General features: G+C 58.3%; 11 protein-coding genes. 7 read left to right on the top strand and 4 right to left on the bottom strand.

The genetic code is table 11. The features are described from left to right. Positions 1-40: 40 nt before the first annotated feature. Together ACOOHD_RS01785 and ACOOHD_RS01780 are read right to left on the bottom strand one after the other, a co-directional pair. Positions 41-619 (bottom strand): GNAT family N-acetyltransferase, encoded by a 579-nt coding sequence (locus tag ACOOHD_RS01785; protein ID WP_420459849.1) that lies wholly within the window; start codon positions 617-619, stop codon positions 41-43. A gap of 39 nt (positions 620-658) precedes the next feature. Beyond that, positions 659-1,216, bottom strand: coding sequence for a nitroreductase family protein (locus ACOOHD_RS01780; protein ID WP_420459848.1), 558 nt, complete (start codon positions 1,214-1,216; stop codon positions 659-661). Positions 1,217-1,537: 321 nt separating this feature from the next. Between ACOOHD_RS01780 and ACOOHD_RS01775 the strand changes: the two genes are divergently transcribed. Together ACOOHD_RS01775 and ACOOHD_RS01770 are read left to right on the top strand one after the other, a co-directional pair. Further along, a complete protein-coding gene (locus ACOOHD_RS01775) occupies positions 1,538-4,552 on the top strand; it encodes a SusC/RagA family TonB-linked outer membrane protein (protein WP_420459847.1) in 3,015 nt (1,004 codons plus the stop codon). Positions 4,553-4,578: 26 nt separating this feature from the next. Next, positions 4,579-5,997, top strand: coding sequence for a RagB/SusD family nutrient uptake outer membrane protein (locus ACOOHD_RS01770; RefSeq protein WP_420459846.1), 1,419 nt, complete (start codon positions 4,579-4,581; stop codon positions 5,995-5,997). Here the strand turns inward: ACOOHD_RS01770 and ACOOHD_RS01765 are convergent. Further along, the gene (locus ACOOHD_RS01765; RefSeq protein ID WP_420459845.1) at positions 5,994-7,385 is read right to left on the bottom strand and encodes a NupC/NupG family nucleoside CNT transporter; all 1,392 of its coding nucleotides are present in this window, start codon (positions 7,383-7,385) and stop codon (positions 5,994-5,996) included. The two genes, ACOOHD_RS01770 and ACOOHD_RS01765, sit on opposite strands and share 4 nt — an antisense overlap. Before the next feature lie 90 nt (positions 7,386-7,475). Here ACOOHD_RS01765 and ACOOHD_RS01760 point away from each other — a divergent pair, with 90 nt between their 5' ends. After that, positions 7,476-8,096 (top strand): uridine kinase family protein, encoded by a 621-nt coding sequence (locus tag ACOOHD_RS01760; protein WP_420459844.1) that lies wholly within the window; start codon positions 7,476-7,478, stop codon positions 8,094-8,096. Here the strand turns inward: ACOOHD_RS01760 and ACOOHD_RS01755 are convergent. Then, positions 8,093-8,788, bottom strand: a complete 696-nt coding sequence (locus tag ACOOHD_RS01755; protein WP_420459843.1) for a dienelactone hydrolase family protein — start codon at positions 8,786-8,788, stop codon at positions 8,093-8,095. The two genes, ACOOHD_RS01760 and ACOOHD_RS01755, sit on opposite strands and share 4 nt — an antisense overlap. 62 nt (positions 8,789-8,850) lie before the next feature. On the opposite strand from ACOOHD_RS01755, the gene rpmI reads away from it, so the two are divergent. The 4 genes from rpmI to ACOOHD_RS01735 all read left to right on the top strand — a co-directional run bounded on the left by rpmI (position 8,851) and on the right by ACOOHD_RS01735 (position 15,089). Further along, positions 8,851-9,045, top strand: coding sequence for a 50S ribosomal protein L35 (rpmI, locus tag ACOOHD_RS01750; protein WP_420459842.1), 195 nt, complete (start codon positions 8,851-8,853; stop codon positions 9,043-9,045). 68 nt (positions 9,046-9,113) lie between these two features. After that, positions 9,114-9,461 carry a 50S ribosomal protein L20 gene (rplT, locus tag ACOOHD_RS01745; protein ID WP_420459841.1) on the top strand — a complete coding sequence of 116 codons (348 nt, stop codon included), beginning with the start codon at positions 9,114-9,116 and terminating at the stop codon, positions 9,459-9,461. Between the two features lie 102 nt (positions 9,462-9,563). Next, positions 9,564-10,772, top strand: coding sequence for a serine hydrolase domain-containing protein (locus ACOOHD_RS01740; RefSeq protein WP_420459840.1), 1,209 nt, complete (start codon positions 9,564-9,566; stop codon positions 10,770-10,772). 156 nt (positions 10,773-10,928) lie between these two features. After that, a complete protein-coding gene (locus ACOOHD_RS01735; protein ID WP_420459839.1) occupies positions 10,929-15,089 on the top strand; it encodes a Kelch repeat-containing protein in 4,161 nt (1,386 codons plus the stop codon). Positions 15,090-15,091: the final 2 nt, after the last annotated feature.

Below are 15,091 nucleotides of genomic sequence, written 5' to 3'. Positions count from 1 at the left end.
CCCATTTATGGTCTACCCCGTAGGGTCTACCCCGTAGCGTCTACTCCCCATAAGTTTCCCGCACAAACCCAAACCGCATCAAATCCACCAGTGTCCCACTCGGCAGCCGGTACTCGCCCCGTAGGTCCCCCTCGCGGCTAAAGCCCACGCGGCGTATCAAGCGCTGACTGGCGTAGTTGTCGACCAGCGTCTTGACGACTAGTTTTTCGAGCTCGAGCTGCAGGAAGGCGAAGCGTACGACGCGGGCCAGCACCTCGGTCATGATGCCCTGACGGATAAACTCGCGGTCGATGAAGAAGCCCAGTTCGCCACTCGGTACGGCCCAGTCGATGCTGAAGACCTGCACGAAGCCAATCAGCTCCGTGGTTTCATTGGACCACACGCCCATAGCGTAGCGCTGCTGTAGCAGCCATTCGGCAATGCACTCGCGCACGAATATCTCGGCCCCCTTACGCGACTTACCGGCCTCGGCCATGAGGTAGGGAAAGTGATCGAGGAGGTAGTCTCGGTTATTATCCAGCAGCTTGTAGAAGGCCTTACCGTCGTGCTCGCGGAAACGGCGTACGACACAGCGGGTGGTGAGCAGGGCAGTGTCTACGTTAAATAGCTGGTGGCGCATAGGGGGTAAGATGCGACATTCAACTCACACTGCAGCCCTTTAATTTTCGGTCACGAAGTGCACCTTCTCCCGCCAATCCCCCCGCGGCCGGGGTAGGTCCGGCGCATCGGCATAGCCCAGGTAGAACATCCCCAGACAGCGCTCGTTGGCCGCAGCGCCCGGCCAGGCGCCGTAGCCGCCGCACACGAAGCCGGGGCTGCTCCAGTACCCCCCCAGTCCGTACTGGTCCAGGCTCAGCCAGAGGTTTTCCACGGCAGCGCCGACGGCGGCAATCTCCTCCCACTCCGGTACGCTCTCCTGCGGGTCGCGGTGCAGGAAGATCAGCAGCACGGCGGCCGACTGCGCGATCTTCTTTCCGAATTTCTCAGCGACAGCCCCGGCATCTTCCCGTTCGCGCCCGTAGACTTTGAGCAGCTCGTCCTTCAGCTGGTCGCGGCCCGCAGCCTGGTACACCCGAAAGCGCCAAGGCTCGGTCTTGCGGTGGCTGGGGGCTAGGTTGGCGGCTTGAATCAAGTCCTCTATTACCGTCCGTTCGATCGGTTGATCGGTGAAAAACTGTGGAAACACGGAGCGGCGGCGCGTGATGTATCGTAACATAAGGAGACGGGCGAGTACGCGGGTGCAATAAAGTGAACCGGCAAGGTAGCTTAGTTTCAGTGAAAAAATATTGGGATCAGTTACCGGCGAACGGGATGGAATTTTTCTTGCCGGTAAGGCTCACCCGTGATACGAAAATTTGCTGAATTGAATAAATGCCAAGTCTTATAGCAATTTGGTAGCGTTCATTCTCACCCCTTCATAGATCACAGTATGGGATATCACCCTAGTAGCCGGATGTTTTACCTACCTTAAAGCTCATAGTTGGGGGACCGGTGTGTCGGTCTCCTATGTATCTTACTACTAGTCAACATCTGCCTTATGAAACGTAAACAACTACACAAGCTGCTGTTACTAGCTGCTATTTTCTGCGGGATCAATTCCCTACAGGGGCAGTTTACCGTCACGGGCACGATCGTTGACGAAGAGGGTGTATCGGTGATTGGAGCCACAGTCCTCATCGCGAATACCTCGACTGGTACGGTCACTGATATCGACGGAATGTTTAGCCTCTCGATTCCGCGCAACTCGGCTACTTTGGTCGTCTCGTATACCGGCTTTGCCACTCAGGAGATCCCAGTTAGTGTAGAGGTTCCCGTAGTCGATATCGTTCTTTTAACCTCAGCGCAATTGCTCCAGGAGGTGGTCGTAACCGGTTATGGGGAGACTGCACTCAACAACTTCTCCGGCGCCGCATCGAAGGTAGACATCAACCGGGTAGCTACTGTGCCCCGTACCAACTTTCAGGAAAGCCTGGATGGTAACGTAGCCGGGCTCCAGGTTACGCAGGGAAGCGGACAACCCGGAGCGTTTCAGGACGTCCGTATTCGTGGATTGGGATCCATTAATGCCAGTGCTACCCCGCTGTATGTGATCGATGGGGTACCCGTCTTCACTGGTAATATCGGCAATGAAAGTACGACGAGTACTCCGCTGGCGGGCATCAATCCTCAGGACATCGCCGATATCCAAGTGCTGAAAGACGCTTCGGCAACAAGTATCTATGGATCACGGGCGGCGAATGGCGTCATTGTCATCACGACCAAACGGGGAGTGAGTGGTAAGGCCAAGATTAACGCGAACATTCAACAGGGCGTCACCGACGTCTCCCTCGGCGACAAGATCAAACCGCTTACAACTCCGGAGTATATTGAATTATTACGCGAAGGGCTCATCAACGCAGGTACGGCAACTTCCGCGGAGCAGGCCGACGAACTCATTGCCGCGGCCGGCGTAGACCCTTCGGTCAACACAGATTGGTTCGATGTCATAACCCGCCGGGGCAACTTTACCACGGCTAACCTCTCGGCCAGCGGAGGGAGCGAGGCGGCTCAGTACTTCGTAAGTGCCGGCTACCAGAACAATCAGGGTACCATAATAGGCACCGATTTCAAGCGGTACAGCGGGCGGCTCAACCTGACTACCCAACTTGCGGACTGGCTCGACGTAAACGTCAACACCAGTATCTCACAAACCGCGCAGAATACCGTCCCTACCGGGGGATTTTTTGCAAATCCCGTGCGGTCGATTTTCCGCATCGTGCCCACCGTCCCGGTCTACAACGAAGACGGGTCGTACAATACCTCGTTTAATGCAGGTTACAACCCGGTTGGCGAGATCCTGGAGAACGATAGAACCTCGGATATTCTGAACCTGCTCGGTGCGATTAATGCAACGGTAAGGCTGCCCTTCATCAGTGGTCTCACCTACGAGCCCTACCTCAGCTATAATTCGGTGCGGGGGCGTGATGAAACCTTTTTCATTTCCGATTTCGGCACCGGGGCCGCCGACAATGGCTACGCAGAATCCGATAACGACATCCAGAATAACTGGCTCGTCCGCAATATGCTAAAGTACAAGACGCGGATCAACGACCTCCACGGCATCGACCTGACCGTAGGCATGGAAGCGCAACAATTCGACCGCAACTTCACGCAATCGGGCATTCGGAACTTCGCGTTCAACAGTCTGCGGACGCAGAGCAACGGCTCGATTCCCGACTTCATCGCGGGAGAGAAAACCACCAATAGTCTGGTGGGCTATTTTTTCAACGGCAATTACAACTACAACGGACTGGTATATGCCAACGCTACCTTCCGGCGCGATGGGTCTTCCCGCTTCGGTGCAGACAACCGATACGCCAACTTCTATTCCGTAGGTCTCGGTATCAACCTCGACCGCTTCGGTTTCCTATCGGAGAACGAAATCATCCATACCCTCCGGCTGCGTAGTAGCTACGGCCAGAACGGAAACCAGTCGGGTATCGAGGACTTCGCCTCCCGGGGGCTGTATGCTTCGGGAAACGATTACCAGGACAACCCCGGCATTCTCCTGGATCAGCTTGCCAATCCCACCCTGACCTGGGAAGCCAATAAGCCCTTCAATGTCGGCCTCGATTTTGGGATCTGGAACCGTGTCGACCTGACGCTCGATGTATATAGCCGGCGCACCTCTTCGCTGCTCTTTAACCGTCCGGTTTCCCGCGTGAATGGCGTGGAGGAGATAATCTCAAACATTGGCGAGCTGCGCAACCGTGGAATTGAGATCGCGCTGAACACCAGCAACATTATTAGCCCCGATAATGGCTTTACCTGGACGACCAGCCTCAACTTTACGACTAACAAAAATCAAGTCATTGCCCTCCCCGAAGGAGACTTTGCTGACGGGTCGCGCTACCGGGCCGTTGGTCAACCCTGGAACACTTGGTACTTTCAGGGGTATGCCGGTGTAAACCCACAGACCGGAGAACCCCAGTGGTATACCGATGAAACGGAGTCCGAAGTGACTACCAATTACAACGAAGCTGACGAATACCAGCAGGGCACCTCTGACCCTGACTTTTTCGGCGGCATGCGGAACACCTTCTCCTTCAGGGGCATCTCGCTGGCCGTACAGGTCAACTACCGCTACGGTCAAAAGATCCTCCACAGCTGGCACAGCTTTACCCACACCGACGGGGCGGGCGGGTTCAACACGACGCGCAACATCGCCCGATCGGTATACGACCGCCGGTGGCAACAACCCGGCGACGTTACGGATACCCCGCAGTTCATCCTGAACCGAAACCGCAACTCGCAGAATCGCTCTACCCGCTTTCTCTACGACGGATCGTATATCACCCTCCGCGACGTCATTCTCTCGTATTCGTTTTCCGATGCCGTTCGCCAACGACTCAAAATCGGCAATCTGAGACTCTTCGCCCAGGCGAGCAACCTCGCTATCTACACCAAGGACGATCGGCTGGAGCGCGATCCAAGAAGCGACGCCAGTGGCATCATCGACCAAGAGGTGCCTATTCCCCGGACGATCACCTTTGGTTTGGATGCCTCTTTCTAATCCCCTCCTCACTAAGCCTATCTACCATGAATTCTTTTTCCCGACTCGTCCTGCTCGGCATCGGCCTCCTGGTTGTCACCTCGTGTTCCGAAGAGTTCCTTGAGCAGACCCCGCAGCAGGATCTCTCGATCGACAATGCCGTGGAAGACCTCACGTCCCTACGCGCCGCCGTCAACGGGATCTACAGTAATTTTCAGAATCCTAATATGTACGGATGGGACCTACCCTTGCTTCCCGAGTTGCGGGGAGATAACGCATACATTAGCTTCAACAACGCAGGTCGTTTCCAACAGCACGATCAATTCACCCTTGTCGACCTCGACGGCCGGGTCGGTGATGAGTGGCTACAGCATTACTCGGCGGTCGTCAATGCTTCCAATATTATCCAACGTTACCCTGACGCTACCTTTCTGAGCACCGAAACCGATCAGGCGCAACAGCTCTTCGGCGAAGCCCACGCCCAGCGCGGTCTGACATACTGGAACCTGGTAAAACTATTCGCCCAGCCCTATACGAACGACAATGGACAGAGTCCAGGCGTACCCCTAAATAACGAAGGGACGACCGGTGAGCTGGTCTCGCCCCCCCGCGCATCCGTCGCTGAGGTCTACAACCAAGTGATTGCCGACTTAGAAATGGGCATCCAACTAATGAATACCCAAACCGACGGTCGGCTCTCAGCGGCGGCGGCCCAGGCGCTGCTAGCCAAGGTGCACCTCTATAAAGAGGACTGGCAGAACGCAGAAACGCTCGCTTCCGCCGTCATCGAAAGTGGTGAGTACACGCTCTACGCCGACAGCGCCGCCTGGTTCGGGTCATGGGGTATGAATTTCGGTTCGGAGGATCTCTTTGCCCTGGTCAATACCGGCACCGACAATCTGGGCACGAATTCGATCGGTGGCATCATTGATCAGGATGGCTATGGCGATGTGCTCGCAACCGAGGACCTGCTAAGCTCCTACAGCGATACAGACTATCGGCGTAGCTTCATCGTGCGCGGCCAGCGGGTCGGGGGAGAAGAAGATGCGCTCTTTCCCGTAGGCAAGTACCCGGAAGGAGAGACCGGACAAGACTACATCAAAATCATGCGACTGTCCGACGTCTACTTGATTCGGGCCGAGGCCCGGGCGGAACTGGGCAACGAGGACGGCGCAAGAGCAGATCTGGACGCTGTTGCGAGCCGACGCGACGCGGCCTATACCGATTCCGAAGCTACCGGAGACGCACTCGTTGATGCCATCCTAGAGGAACGCCGCCGGGAACTGGCCTTCGAGGGCGACCGGGTGTACGATTTGATGCGCCGCAAGCGGACCTGGACGAAGTTCCGTAATCCCACCCTCGACGATGAAGTGGTTAGTTGGGATAACCCCCAACTCATCAACCCAATCCCACGGGGAGAACTCGATAACAATCCTAACATCACCGAGAACAATCCGGGGTACTAGTAAAATAATCCAGCCACCGTCCCAGTCATCAAACAAGCCACCGTACCCCCCAGTAGCGAAATCAACCCCAGCTCCGTCAGGTTCTTGCGCTGCCCCGGCGCGATGGCCCCTATGCCCCCCACCTGAATGCCGATACTGGCAAAGTTAGCAAAGCCACAGAGGGCGTAAGCGGCAATGAGTACACTTTTAGGACTTAGCGTGATACCCGAAGCCTGCACGGTGCGGAAGGTATCGTAGGCCACGAACTCGTTGATTACTGTCTTGAGTCCCAGCAGCTGGCCGATCACGGTGATGTCGGCGTAGGGTACGCCGATGATCCAGGCTACGGGAGCAAAGAGTAGGGCCAGCAGGTAGGTGAAACTAAAACCCTCGAAACGTCCCTGGGTGGCGGTGGCGATGGCCTCGTTCCAGTCCGCCTCGGTCAGGCCGGCCCAGCGGGCGAAGTCATTGAGTAGGTCGGTGCCGCCCACGAAGAAGACGTTGAGCATATAGATAAAGGCCGTGAAGACCAGCAGCATGGCCCCTACGTTGACGGCCAGGCGGAGTCCGTCGGTGGTGCCGCGGCTGATCGCGTCGAGCAGGTTATTGCTGTCGTCGGCCGCCATCTCCAGCCGCTCGTCGCGGTCGGGCTTTTTAGCCTCGTGGGGGCTGGCGTTCGCGGTGCCGGTCGCAGCGGCGAGCTCACGGCGGTCCTCGGGCAAGAGCATCTTAGCGCAGACGATGGCCGCCGGCGCAGAAATTATGCTGGCCGTAAGCAGGTGGCGCGCAAAGAACTGTTGACTCTCCGGACTCGTCCCCCCCAGAAAGCCGATGTAGGACACAAATACACTACCCGCAATGGTAGCCATACCACCCACCATCACGCACAGCAGTTCCGAGCGCGTCATCTGCTCCAGGTAAGGCTTGATGACCAGGGGGGCCTCAGTCTGTCCGATGAATACGTTAGCAGCGGCAGCCAGGCTCTCCGGTCCGCTCAGTCCCATCGCTTTGCTCAGTAGCCACGCCAGTCCGTACACCACCCGCTGCAGGATACCGAAGTAGTACAGCACCGCCGAAAGCGCCGAGAAGAAGATGATCGTCGGCAGTACCTGGAAGGCAAAGATGTAGCCAAAGCTATCGAAGTCGGTCACAATGCTACCGAACAAAAACTGCGAGCCGGCCGCCGTAAATTCCAGTGTCTTGCGGAAGCCCGCCGCTACGTAGTCGAATACCGTACTCACCCCATTCACCTTTAGAATGAGCACCGCCAGCACGAACTGCATTGCCACCCCGATACCCACCAATTTCCAGTCGATGGCCCGCCGGTTGGCGCTAAAAACATAACATACCCCAAGCATGACGCTCATTCCCAACAGGGTACGGAACAAATCATACAAAAAGGTGGGCATGGCACGACTTGGGTAAGGTGCAAGGTACATAGATCATTGCACCCGCCCCCGATAGCTATCGGGGCGCCTATGTACTACCTTGGTGCCTCGATGACTACACCTTTTCTCATCGGCATCACCGGCGGCTCGGGCTCCGGCAAGACCACCTTCATCCGCCAGCTGCGGGAGGGCCTGCCCGACGACCGCGTGTGCCTGCTGAGCATGGACGACTACTACGTGCCCCGCGAAAAACAGCAGAAGGACGAGCGGGGCGTGCACAACTTCGACCGGCCGGGCTCCATCCACCGCAAGGAATTCGTGCGCGACCTGAAGCTCCTGATCGAGGGCAAAACCGTGCACCGCCGCGAGTACGTCTTTAACAACGAGCTGGCCGAGGCGCGCATGCTCACCTTCCACCCCGCCCCGGTGATCATCGTGGAGGGGCTCTTTGTCTTTCACTACAAGGAGGTGCGTAAACTGCTTGACCTTAGGCTCTTCCTCCACGCCAAGGACAACCTCAAGGTCGTGCGCCGCATCAAGCGCGACCGGGTCGAGCGCAACTACCCCCTGGACGACGTGCTGTACCGCTACGAGCACCACGTACTACCGGCCTACGAGAAGTACGTGCAGCCCCACATGGAGCGCGCCGACCTGATCGTCAACAACAACACCGACTTCAACATGGGCCTGGCCGTCGTGCGCGCCTTCGTAGAGCAACGACTACAACCCTAGTCGCGCCGCTGCGCCAATAACCACTTATAGAGCTCCGGATCGGCGTAGGCATAGTCCCAGGCATTGTGGGCCACCCCCTCGTACATGGTGAGCTTCACCGGGTGCTTCATATTCTTCTGCCGGAGCTGCTCGACCATGGCAATGGTTTCAGAGGGGTAGATGGATTGGTCGTCCGTACCGTGAAAGATCCAAATCGGCAGGTCTTCTTCGATCCAGACGGCGTAGGAATGTGGCACCGCACCGCAGACCGGGGCCAGGGCGGCAAAGCGGCCGGGGTTTTGCATGGCGAGCATCCAGGCCCCGAGCCCGCCACGGCTGGCCCCGGTGAGGTAGATGCGGTGGGCGTCGACGCGCTGGTGGGCGGTGAAGTCGTCCAGGAGCTGGGTGAGGCCGACCAGGTCCCAGAAGCCGTGGCCCAGCCGGTTCTGGGGGGCCAGGGTGATGAAGGGAAATTGCTCCCCCTCGGTGATGTGCTGGGGGAGCCCGCCGCGCTTTACGGAGCTCAGGTCCGCCCCGCTCTCACCGCCGCCGTGAAGGAATAGGACCAGGGGCCAGTCGGCGGTGTCCTGCTCGTAGCCCTCCGGATAGCTGACCAGATAATGCATGGTGTCGGCACCGAGGTCAATCAGCTGTTCTTTCCACTGGGCGGGCAGGAGAAAAGGGCAAAGGAGTAGGATAAGTAGCAGTCGCATGGGGGGAAGATAATATCGAAATCTTTCCCTACCTTTGCGCTCCATTTGTAAAAAACGGTGCCATGCCTAAGATGAAGACGCACAGCAGTGCGAAGAAGCGGTTCAAGATTACCGGTAGCGGTAAGGTGAAGCGTTTCCAGGCTTACACCTCGCACATGATGCGCAACAAGTCGAAGAAAGCCAAACTGCGCCTGCGGGATGCGGCCCTGGTTTCGGAGGCCGACGAGAAGCGTATCAAGCGCCTGCTGTGTAAGTAAATTTTTAACGAGAGTGCGGGTCCCAAGAACCATAACCGGTCTCCGTGCTGTACTAAAACCAAGCGAATATGCCACGTTCAGTAAATGCGGTAGCCAGCCGCGCGCGCCGCAAGCGCATCCTCAAGGCCGCCAAGGGATACTTCGGTGCCCGCTCCAAGGTCTATACCGTAGCTAAGAATGCCGTCGATAAGGGTATGGGCTACTCCTACCGCGATCGCCGCAACAAGAAGCGGGTGTTTCGCCGGCTGTGGATCGCACGCATCAATGCCGCCGCCCGCCAGAATGGTACGACCTACTCCAAGCTTATGCACGGTCTGAGCACCGCCGGCGTCGGACTCAACCGCAAAGTACTGGCCGATCTGGCTATGCACCACCCCACGGCCTTTACTGCGGTCGTGAATAGTACGAGCAACTAGCCCTTACGGTTTCCACGTACGAAGGCCCCGCCCGTCTCCTGACGGGCGGGGCTTTTGCGTCGTGTGGATTACCTTGGAGACGAGCTCCCAAATCTCCGACCGATGCGCCCTAGCCTATTCCTTCTGTTCTTCATCTATTGGTTTGCACCTGCGGCCGCGCAAGAAAGTGCGGACAAGGCAGGACTCTCAGAAGCTGGACTTACGCGGTATACCGCGTGGCTACAGAACGAAATTTCGGATGGACGCCTGCCAATGGCCGAGGCAATCATCTACCGCAACGGCGAGGTGGGCTACCACGAGGTCCTGGGAACAAGCACCGTAGAAACGGGCACAGCCCTGGAGGAAAACCAGGTATACCACATCATGTCCATGACCAAGCCGATCGTGTCGGTGGCCTTTATGATGCTGTACGAGGAGGGGCACTTCCGGTTGCGGGACCGGGTGGCCCAGTACCTGCCGGAGTTTAGTGAGCTGCGGGTGGCGCGCAACGTAAACGAGGGACTGGAAGTAGCCACCGACCCGGCGGACTCCAAGGTTACCATCGTGCAACTCCTGACGCATACGGCGGGCTTCAGTCACGGGCTCGCGGGCACGCCGTTCGACAATGCCTTCGCCCAGGCTATGTACTACCAGCCGCAGGCCGCTATCGCAGACCGGGTGCGTACGCTGGCTAGTCTGCCCCTGGTCAGCCAGCCGGGCGCGCAGTGGTACTACAGTGCGTCACCGGACGTACTGGCGCGGCTGATCGAGCACTTCTCCGGCATGACGGCGGCGGAGTTCTTGCAGCAGCGGCTCTTGGACCCCCTGGGGATGGAGGATACGGGCTACAACGTAGCGGCGGAGCAGACGCAGCGGGTGGTAGCCAACCACGGCATGGTAGAGGACGTGGTGCAGCTGGCGGGTTTTCAGCTACCAACGAGTGGCAATACGGTATACGGCGGTACGCACGGACTGTACTCCACCGCGGCAGACTACCTGCGGTTTTGCCAGATGCTACTCAACGGGGGGGAGCTGGACGGCCGGCGGTACCTGAGCCGCAAGACTGTGGAATTGATGACGATGAACCATGTGGGTGAGTTGCGCGAGCGGGGGCAGGGCTTTGGGCTAGGCTTCGGGGTGGTCACCGACCCGGCGGCGGCGGATGTGGCGGGGTCCGCAGGTGCATTCTACTGGAGTGGGGCGTACTGTACCTATTTCCTCATCGACCCGGCGGAGGATATGATTGCCATCTTGATGTCGCAACGGTCCCCTTTTTCCGGCTATCACTTCGAGATGATGCAGCAGCTGGTATATCAGGCATTAGCGGATTAAATACGTAGCAAATACTGCTAATTACGCCTTAGTAGGCCCTTATCCCCGTGATTGCCAGGAAGAGTGGTGCACAAAGTGTAGCCGCATCCTATCTTTGTAAAGAACACACCCCGCTTAGGTAGGTCCTTGCCTCCTAAGACAACACAATGTAACACTATGCAACCACACACTACTCGGGACGCCTATGTCCTCTCACTACGCTTTTTGTGTCTGTTATTTTTCACCGCACTACTGAGCCTGCCGCTGAGCGCGCAGAGTGGACAGTGGACGCAGGTAGCCACTACGGGCTCCACTCCGGAGAAACGGCACGAGTCGGCGTTCGTCCGCGTTGGCGACCTGTTCTACCTTATGGGGGGGCGGGGCAACAAACGGATTCAGGTGTACGATCCTGCCACTAAAGTTTGGAGCAACACCGGCACCTTTCTAAATGACGTGCACCACTTTCAGGCGCAGGCCTACGGGGGTAAGATCTATCTACTTGGAGCCCTTACGGGGGGCTACCCCGCTGAGAACCCGCTCACCAACGTGCTGATTTACGACCCGCAGCAGGACAAGCTCACCACCGGCGCTACGATACCGGCTAACCGACGGCGCGGCTCCAGCGGGGTGGTGCTCTACAATGATGTGTTTTACATCGTGGCCGGCAACCGCAACGGGCACAGCGCTTTCCTAGCCGACGGTACGACGCCCGCTAACGTGAGCTGGACGGATAAGTACGATCCAGCTACCAATGTCTGGACGGTACTACCGAATGCACCCCACGCGCGTGACCACTTCTTTGCCGAGGTGATCGGTGATAAGCTCTACGTAGCCGGGGGGCGGCGCTCTAAGTTTGGGGCCCCTGCCGGCACGTTTTCGGATACCGAAAAGGCCGTAGACGTTTTTGACCTGACCACCGAAAAGTGGCTCAGTGGGGCTTCCCTTCCCGCGCCCTTACCCACCGCGCGCGCCGGTGCCCCTACGGCCGTGTTGAACAACGAGCTGCTAGTAATTGGCGGAGAAGTAGAGAATAACCCGCCCAACAACCTGGCCCTTGCCGTCACCGAGGTCCTTAACCCGGCCACGGGCACCTGGCGACGGGCCGAGGACCTCGTGCTACAACGGCACGCCACGCAGGCCATCGTCTACGAGGGTGGAGTGTACCTGGCTGCTGGTTCCAAAACAAAGGGCGGCACCGAGATCACTGCCGGTGAGGTATTCATGGAGGCCTTCTCGTACAACGGTCTAGGAGGTACCGATTATCCTAATTGGACTACTATCAATCAGTCGCTCCTGGAAAAGTCCGAGGCGCAACTGGTGACCTACGGCGGCGAGTACTATGTGTTTACCGGCTTCAAGCCTAATATCAAGATTGCTAACACAGTAGATAAGTACAACCCAGCCACGAACACCTGGACGTCCCTCGCGCCCATGCCTACCGTAGGCGGAGCAACGACCGCGGTGACCCACCAGGGCGTCGCCGTAGTCGACGATAAGGTGTGGTTGGTCGGTGGCCGCGTAGGGGATAACCCCGGACCGGTGACCGATGCCGTGTGGATATACGACATCACCAATAACAGCTGGAGCAAGGGGCCTAGTCTGCCCCTGCGGCGCGGCGGCGGTGGACTGGGCCGGCTAGGGCGCAAACTCCACTACGTGGGGGGCTTCGACGAGAATGCTTCTTGTGATGTCAACATTCACCTGGTGTACGATCTGGATCAACCGGCTGCCGGCTGGCAGGACTACACTACGCGCTCCCCCATGCCGATGCCCCGTGTACACTTCGGTACGGTCGTGTACGGCGGTAAGTTATACACCGTAGGCGGACAGAACGGCCACGATGGCTGTGGGGGCGGGGTCAACAACAAATTGCTACACGTTTACGATCCGATCACCGACAAGTGGACCAGGCTGGCCGATCTGCCGGGGGTACAATCTCACATCGAGCCCAGCACCTTCGTCCATAATGATAGAATCGTGGTCGTCGGGGGACAAACGAACGGCAAGACCGTCTGGGAGTACGATCCCGCTTCCAATAAGTGGACCGTGATCGACGGTATGGCGCTACCCCTTGCCCTGCTTGCTCCGGGTGCTCGGGTGTATGGCGGCGACCTGTACGTGGTAAACGGCGGTGCACCGGGTACCGGTACGCCCATCAAAACCACGCGGGTCAAACAATACACCGCAGCCGGCTCACCGGCCCTGGCCTTCAACCCCGGCACCCTGAGCATCGCGCTAAACGGTACCCAGGAGAAAAAGACCGAGGTCCTTCTATCCAACCTGAACGGGGAGCAGGGTGCTCCCTTTCGTATCGCTACCGACGGACTGCCGGGCTGGCTGAGTCTTGATCGGACTAATGGCTACGCCCGTGAATCGTTTACCGAAATTGAGGTCACGGCCTCGTCAGCGGGACTAGCAAATGGCACCTACAGTTACACCCTCACAGCAACATCTGCGGGCTACCAAGCCGCTACTCTGACCATCAAGCTGACCGTCACCGGCGCAGACCAACCGGGCACCCCCGGCGGCGAACAGGTAAGCACCTACTTAGAAGCCGAATGCGCTGCGGTGGGCACGCTTTGGCAGACCAAGCAGGACAACGCGGCCTCCGGTGCAAGCTACGTAACCGTTGCCGCCGGTAACAACACCTACGACTCCGCCCCGGCCGACGTGCCCGCTAACCGCGTGAGGTTCATTACCTCCACCAAAAGCAGTGGAAGCTACCAACTCTTTGCCCGGCTGAAAGCGCCAAGCGGACAGGACGACTCCTTCTGGGTCCGGGTAAACGGCGGTGGCTGGATCAAGTACTGGCAGAACCTCGAAACAGGTACCGCCTTCGCCTGGCGCGAGGTGCTCGGTAGCCCCTTCGCATTACCGGCCGGTGAGGTGACGATCGACTTTGCCTACCGGGAAGACGGTACCCAACTCGACAAACTTTACCTGACTAATTCTGGGGTAGGACCGAGTGGGATGGGGGAGGCAGCCACCAACTGCGGTGCGCCAACTCCTGAGCCCGATCCGACGCCAGTGACGGCGATCCGCATCAACGCCGGCGGGCCGGCACTCACCCACCAGGGTGAGCAGTTCGCCGCCGACGGCAATTTCACCGGCGGTAAGAGCTATACCAATACCGCCGCTGCCGTACCGGCGCTCTACCAAACTGAGCGGAGCTCCAACGCGCCCTTCCAGTACTGCTACCGCGTACCCGTGCCCAACGGCCAGTATACCGTGCGGCTACACTTCGCCGAAATCTACTTTGGTGCGAACGGTGGCGGATCTAATGGTACGGGCAATCGGGTATTCGATGTCACCCTCGAAGGCAGTAAGGTGCTCGACAACTATGACATAAACGCCGATGTGGGACCCCAGACCCTAGTGGTCAAGGAGTACACCGTGCAGGTATCGGACGGGGCGGTGGACCTCTTTTTCGACGCTTCAGCAGCCGCGGGAGGTATCGATCAGCCCAAGCTTTCCGCCCTTGAAGTGATCGGACAGTCGTCCCAGTCCCCGACCCCAAGTGCAACTACCGAACTTTGGGCTGAAGCCGAGTGCACTACCACCGGCAGCAACTGGAGTCGTGTGACGAACAGCGGTGCTTCCCAGGGAGCCTACCTAGTCTACCCCGGCAACGCGAATAAGCCCGTACCGGAGGGCAATAATTCCGCTGAGCTGCTCACCTATACCGTCGATCTGACGGAGGGCGGCAGCTACCGGCTGTACTTTCGGATGGATACCCCGGCCCCCGGAGCCACCGGTAAAAATTCCTTTTGGGTCAGCGTAGACAATGGAAGCTGGATCAAATTTTGGCGAAGCCTCGATGGGTCGCAGTTACTGACGGACGGTTTTGGCTGGCGAGAGGTGAACGACGATAGTCAGCCAGTAAATTTGTCCCTCTCCCCCGGACAGCACACCATTCGAGTGGCACCCCGCGAATCGGGTACCCAGCTCGACAAGCTATACCTCGGTATGCAGGCTAGCGCGCCGAGTGGATTAGGGAAAGAGGCTACAAACTGTGGTGGCGGATCGTCCGCTACCGGGAACTTTGCCGCAAAGACTTTTTCTGCCAATGAACCGGAGCTATTAGCAACTGCACCCAGTCTCTCGCTCTACCCCAACCCCGTGACCGACCGGCTCGCCTTCGTACTAAGTGGTGCGGCCACCGCCTCCGAAGCGCAGGTACTCGACCTGTACGGCCGGGTGGTGCTGCGGCAGGTCATTGCTAGTAGCCACAAAGGAGTTAGCTACCTAGATGTGGCAAATCTACCGCGTGCTACGTACTATCTACGAATTCTGGGTGAGGGACTCACCCCGCAGATTCAGTCGTTTGTGAAGCAGTAAGC

Source organism: Neolewinella sp. (assembly GCF_965214665.1).
In the GTDB taxonomy this organism is placed as follows: Bacteria; Bacteroidota; Bacteroidia; order Chitinophagales; family Saprospiraceae; genus Neolewinella.
This window is presented reverse-complemented; position numbering and strand designations above follow the sequence as displayed.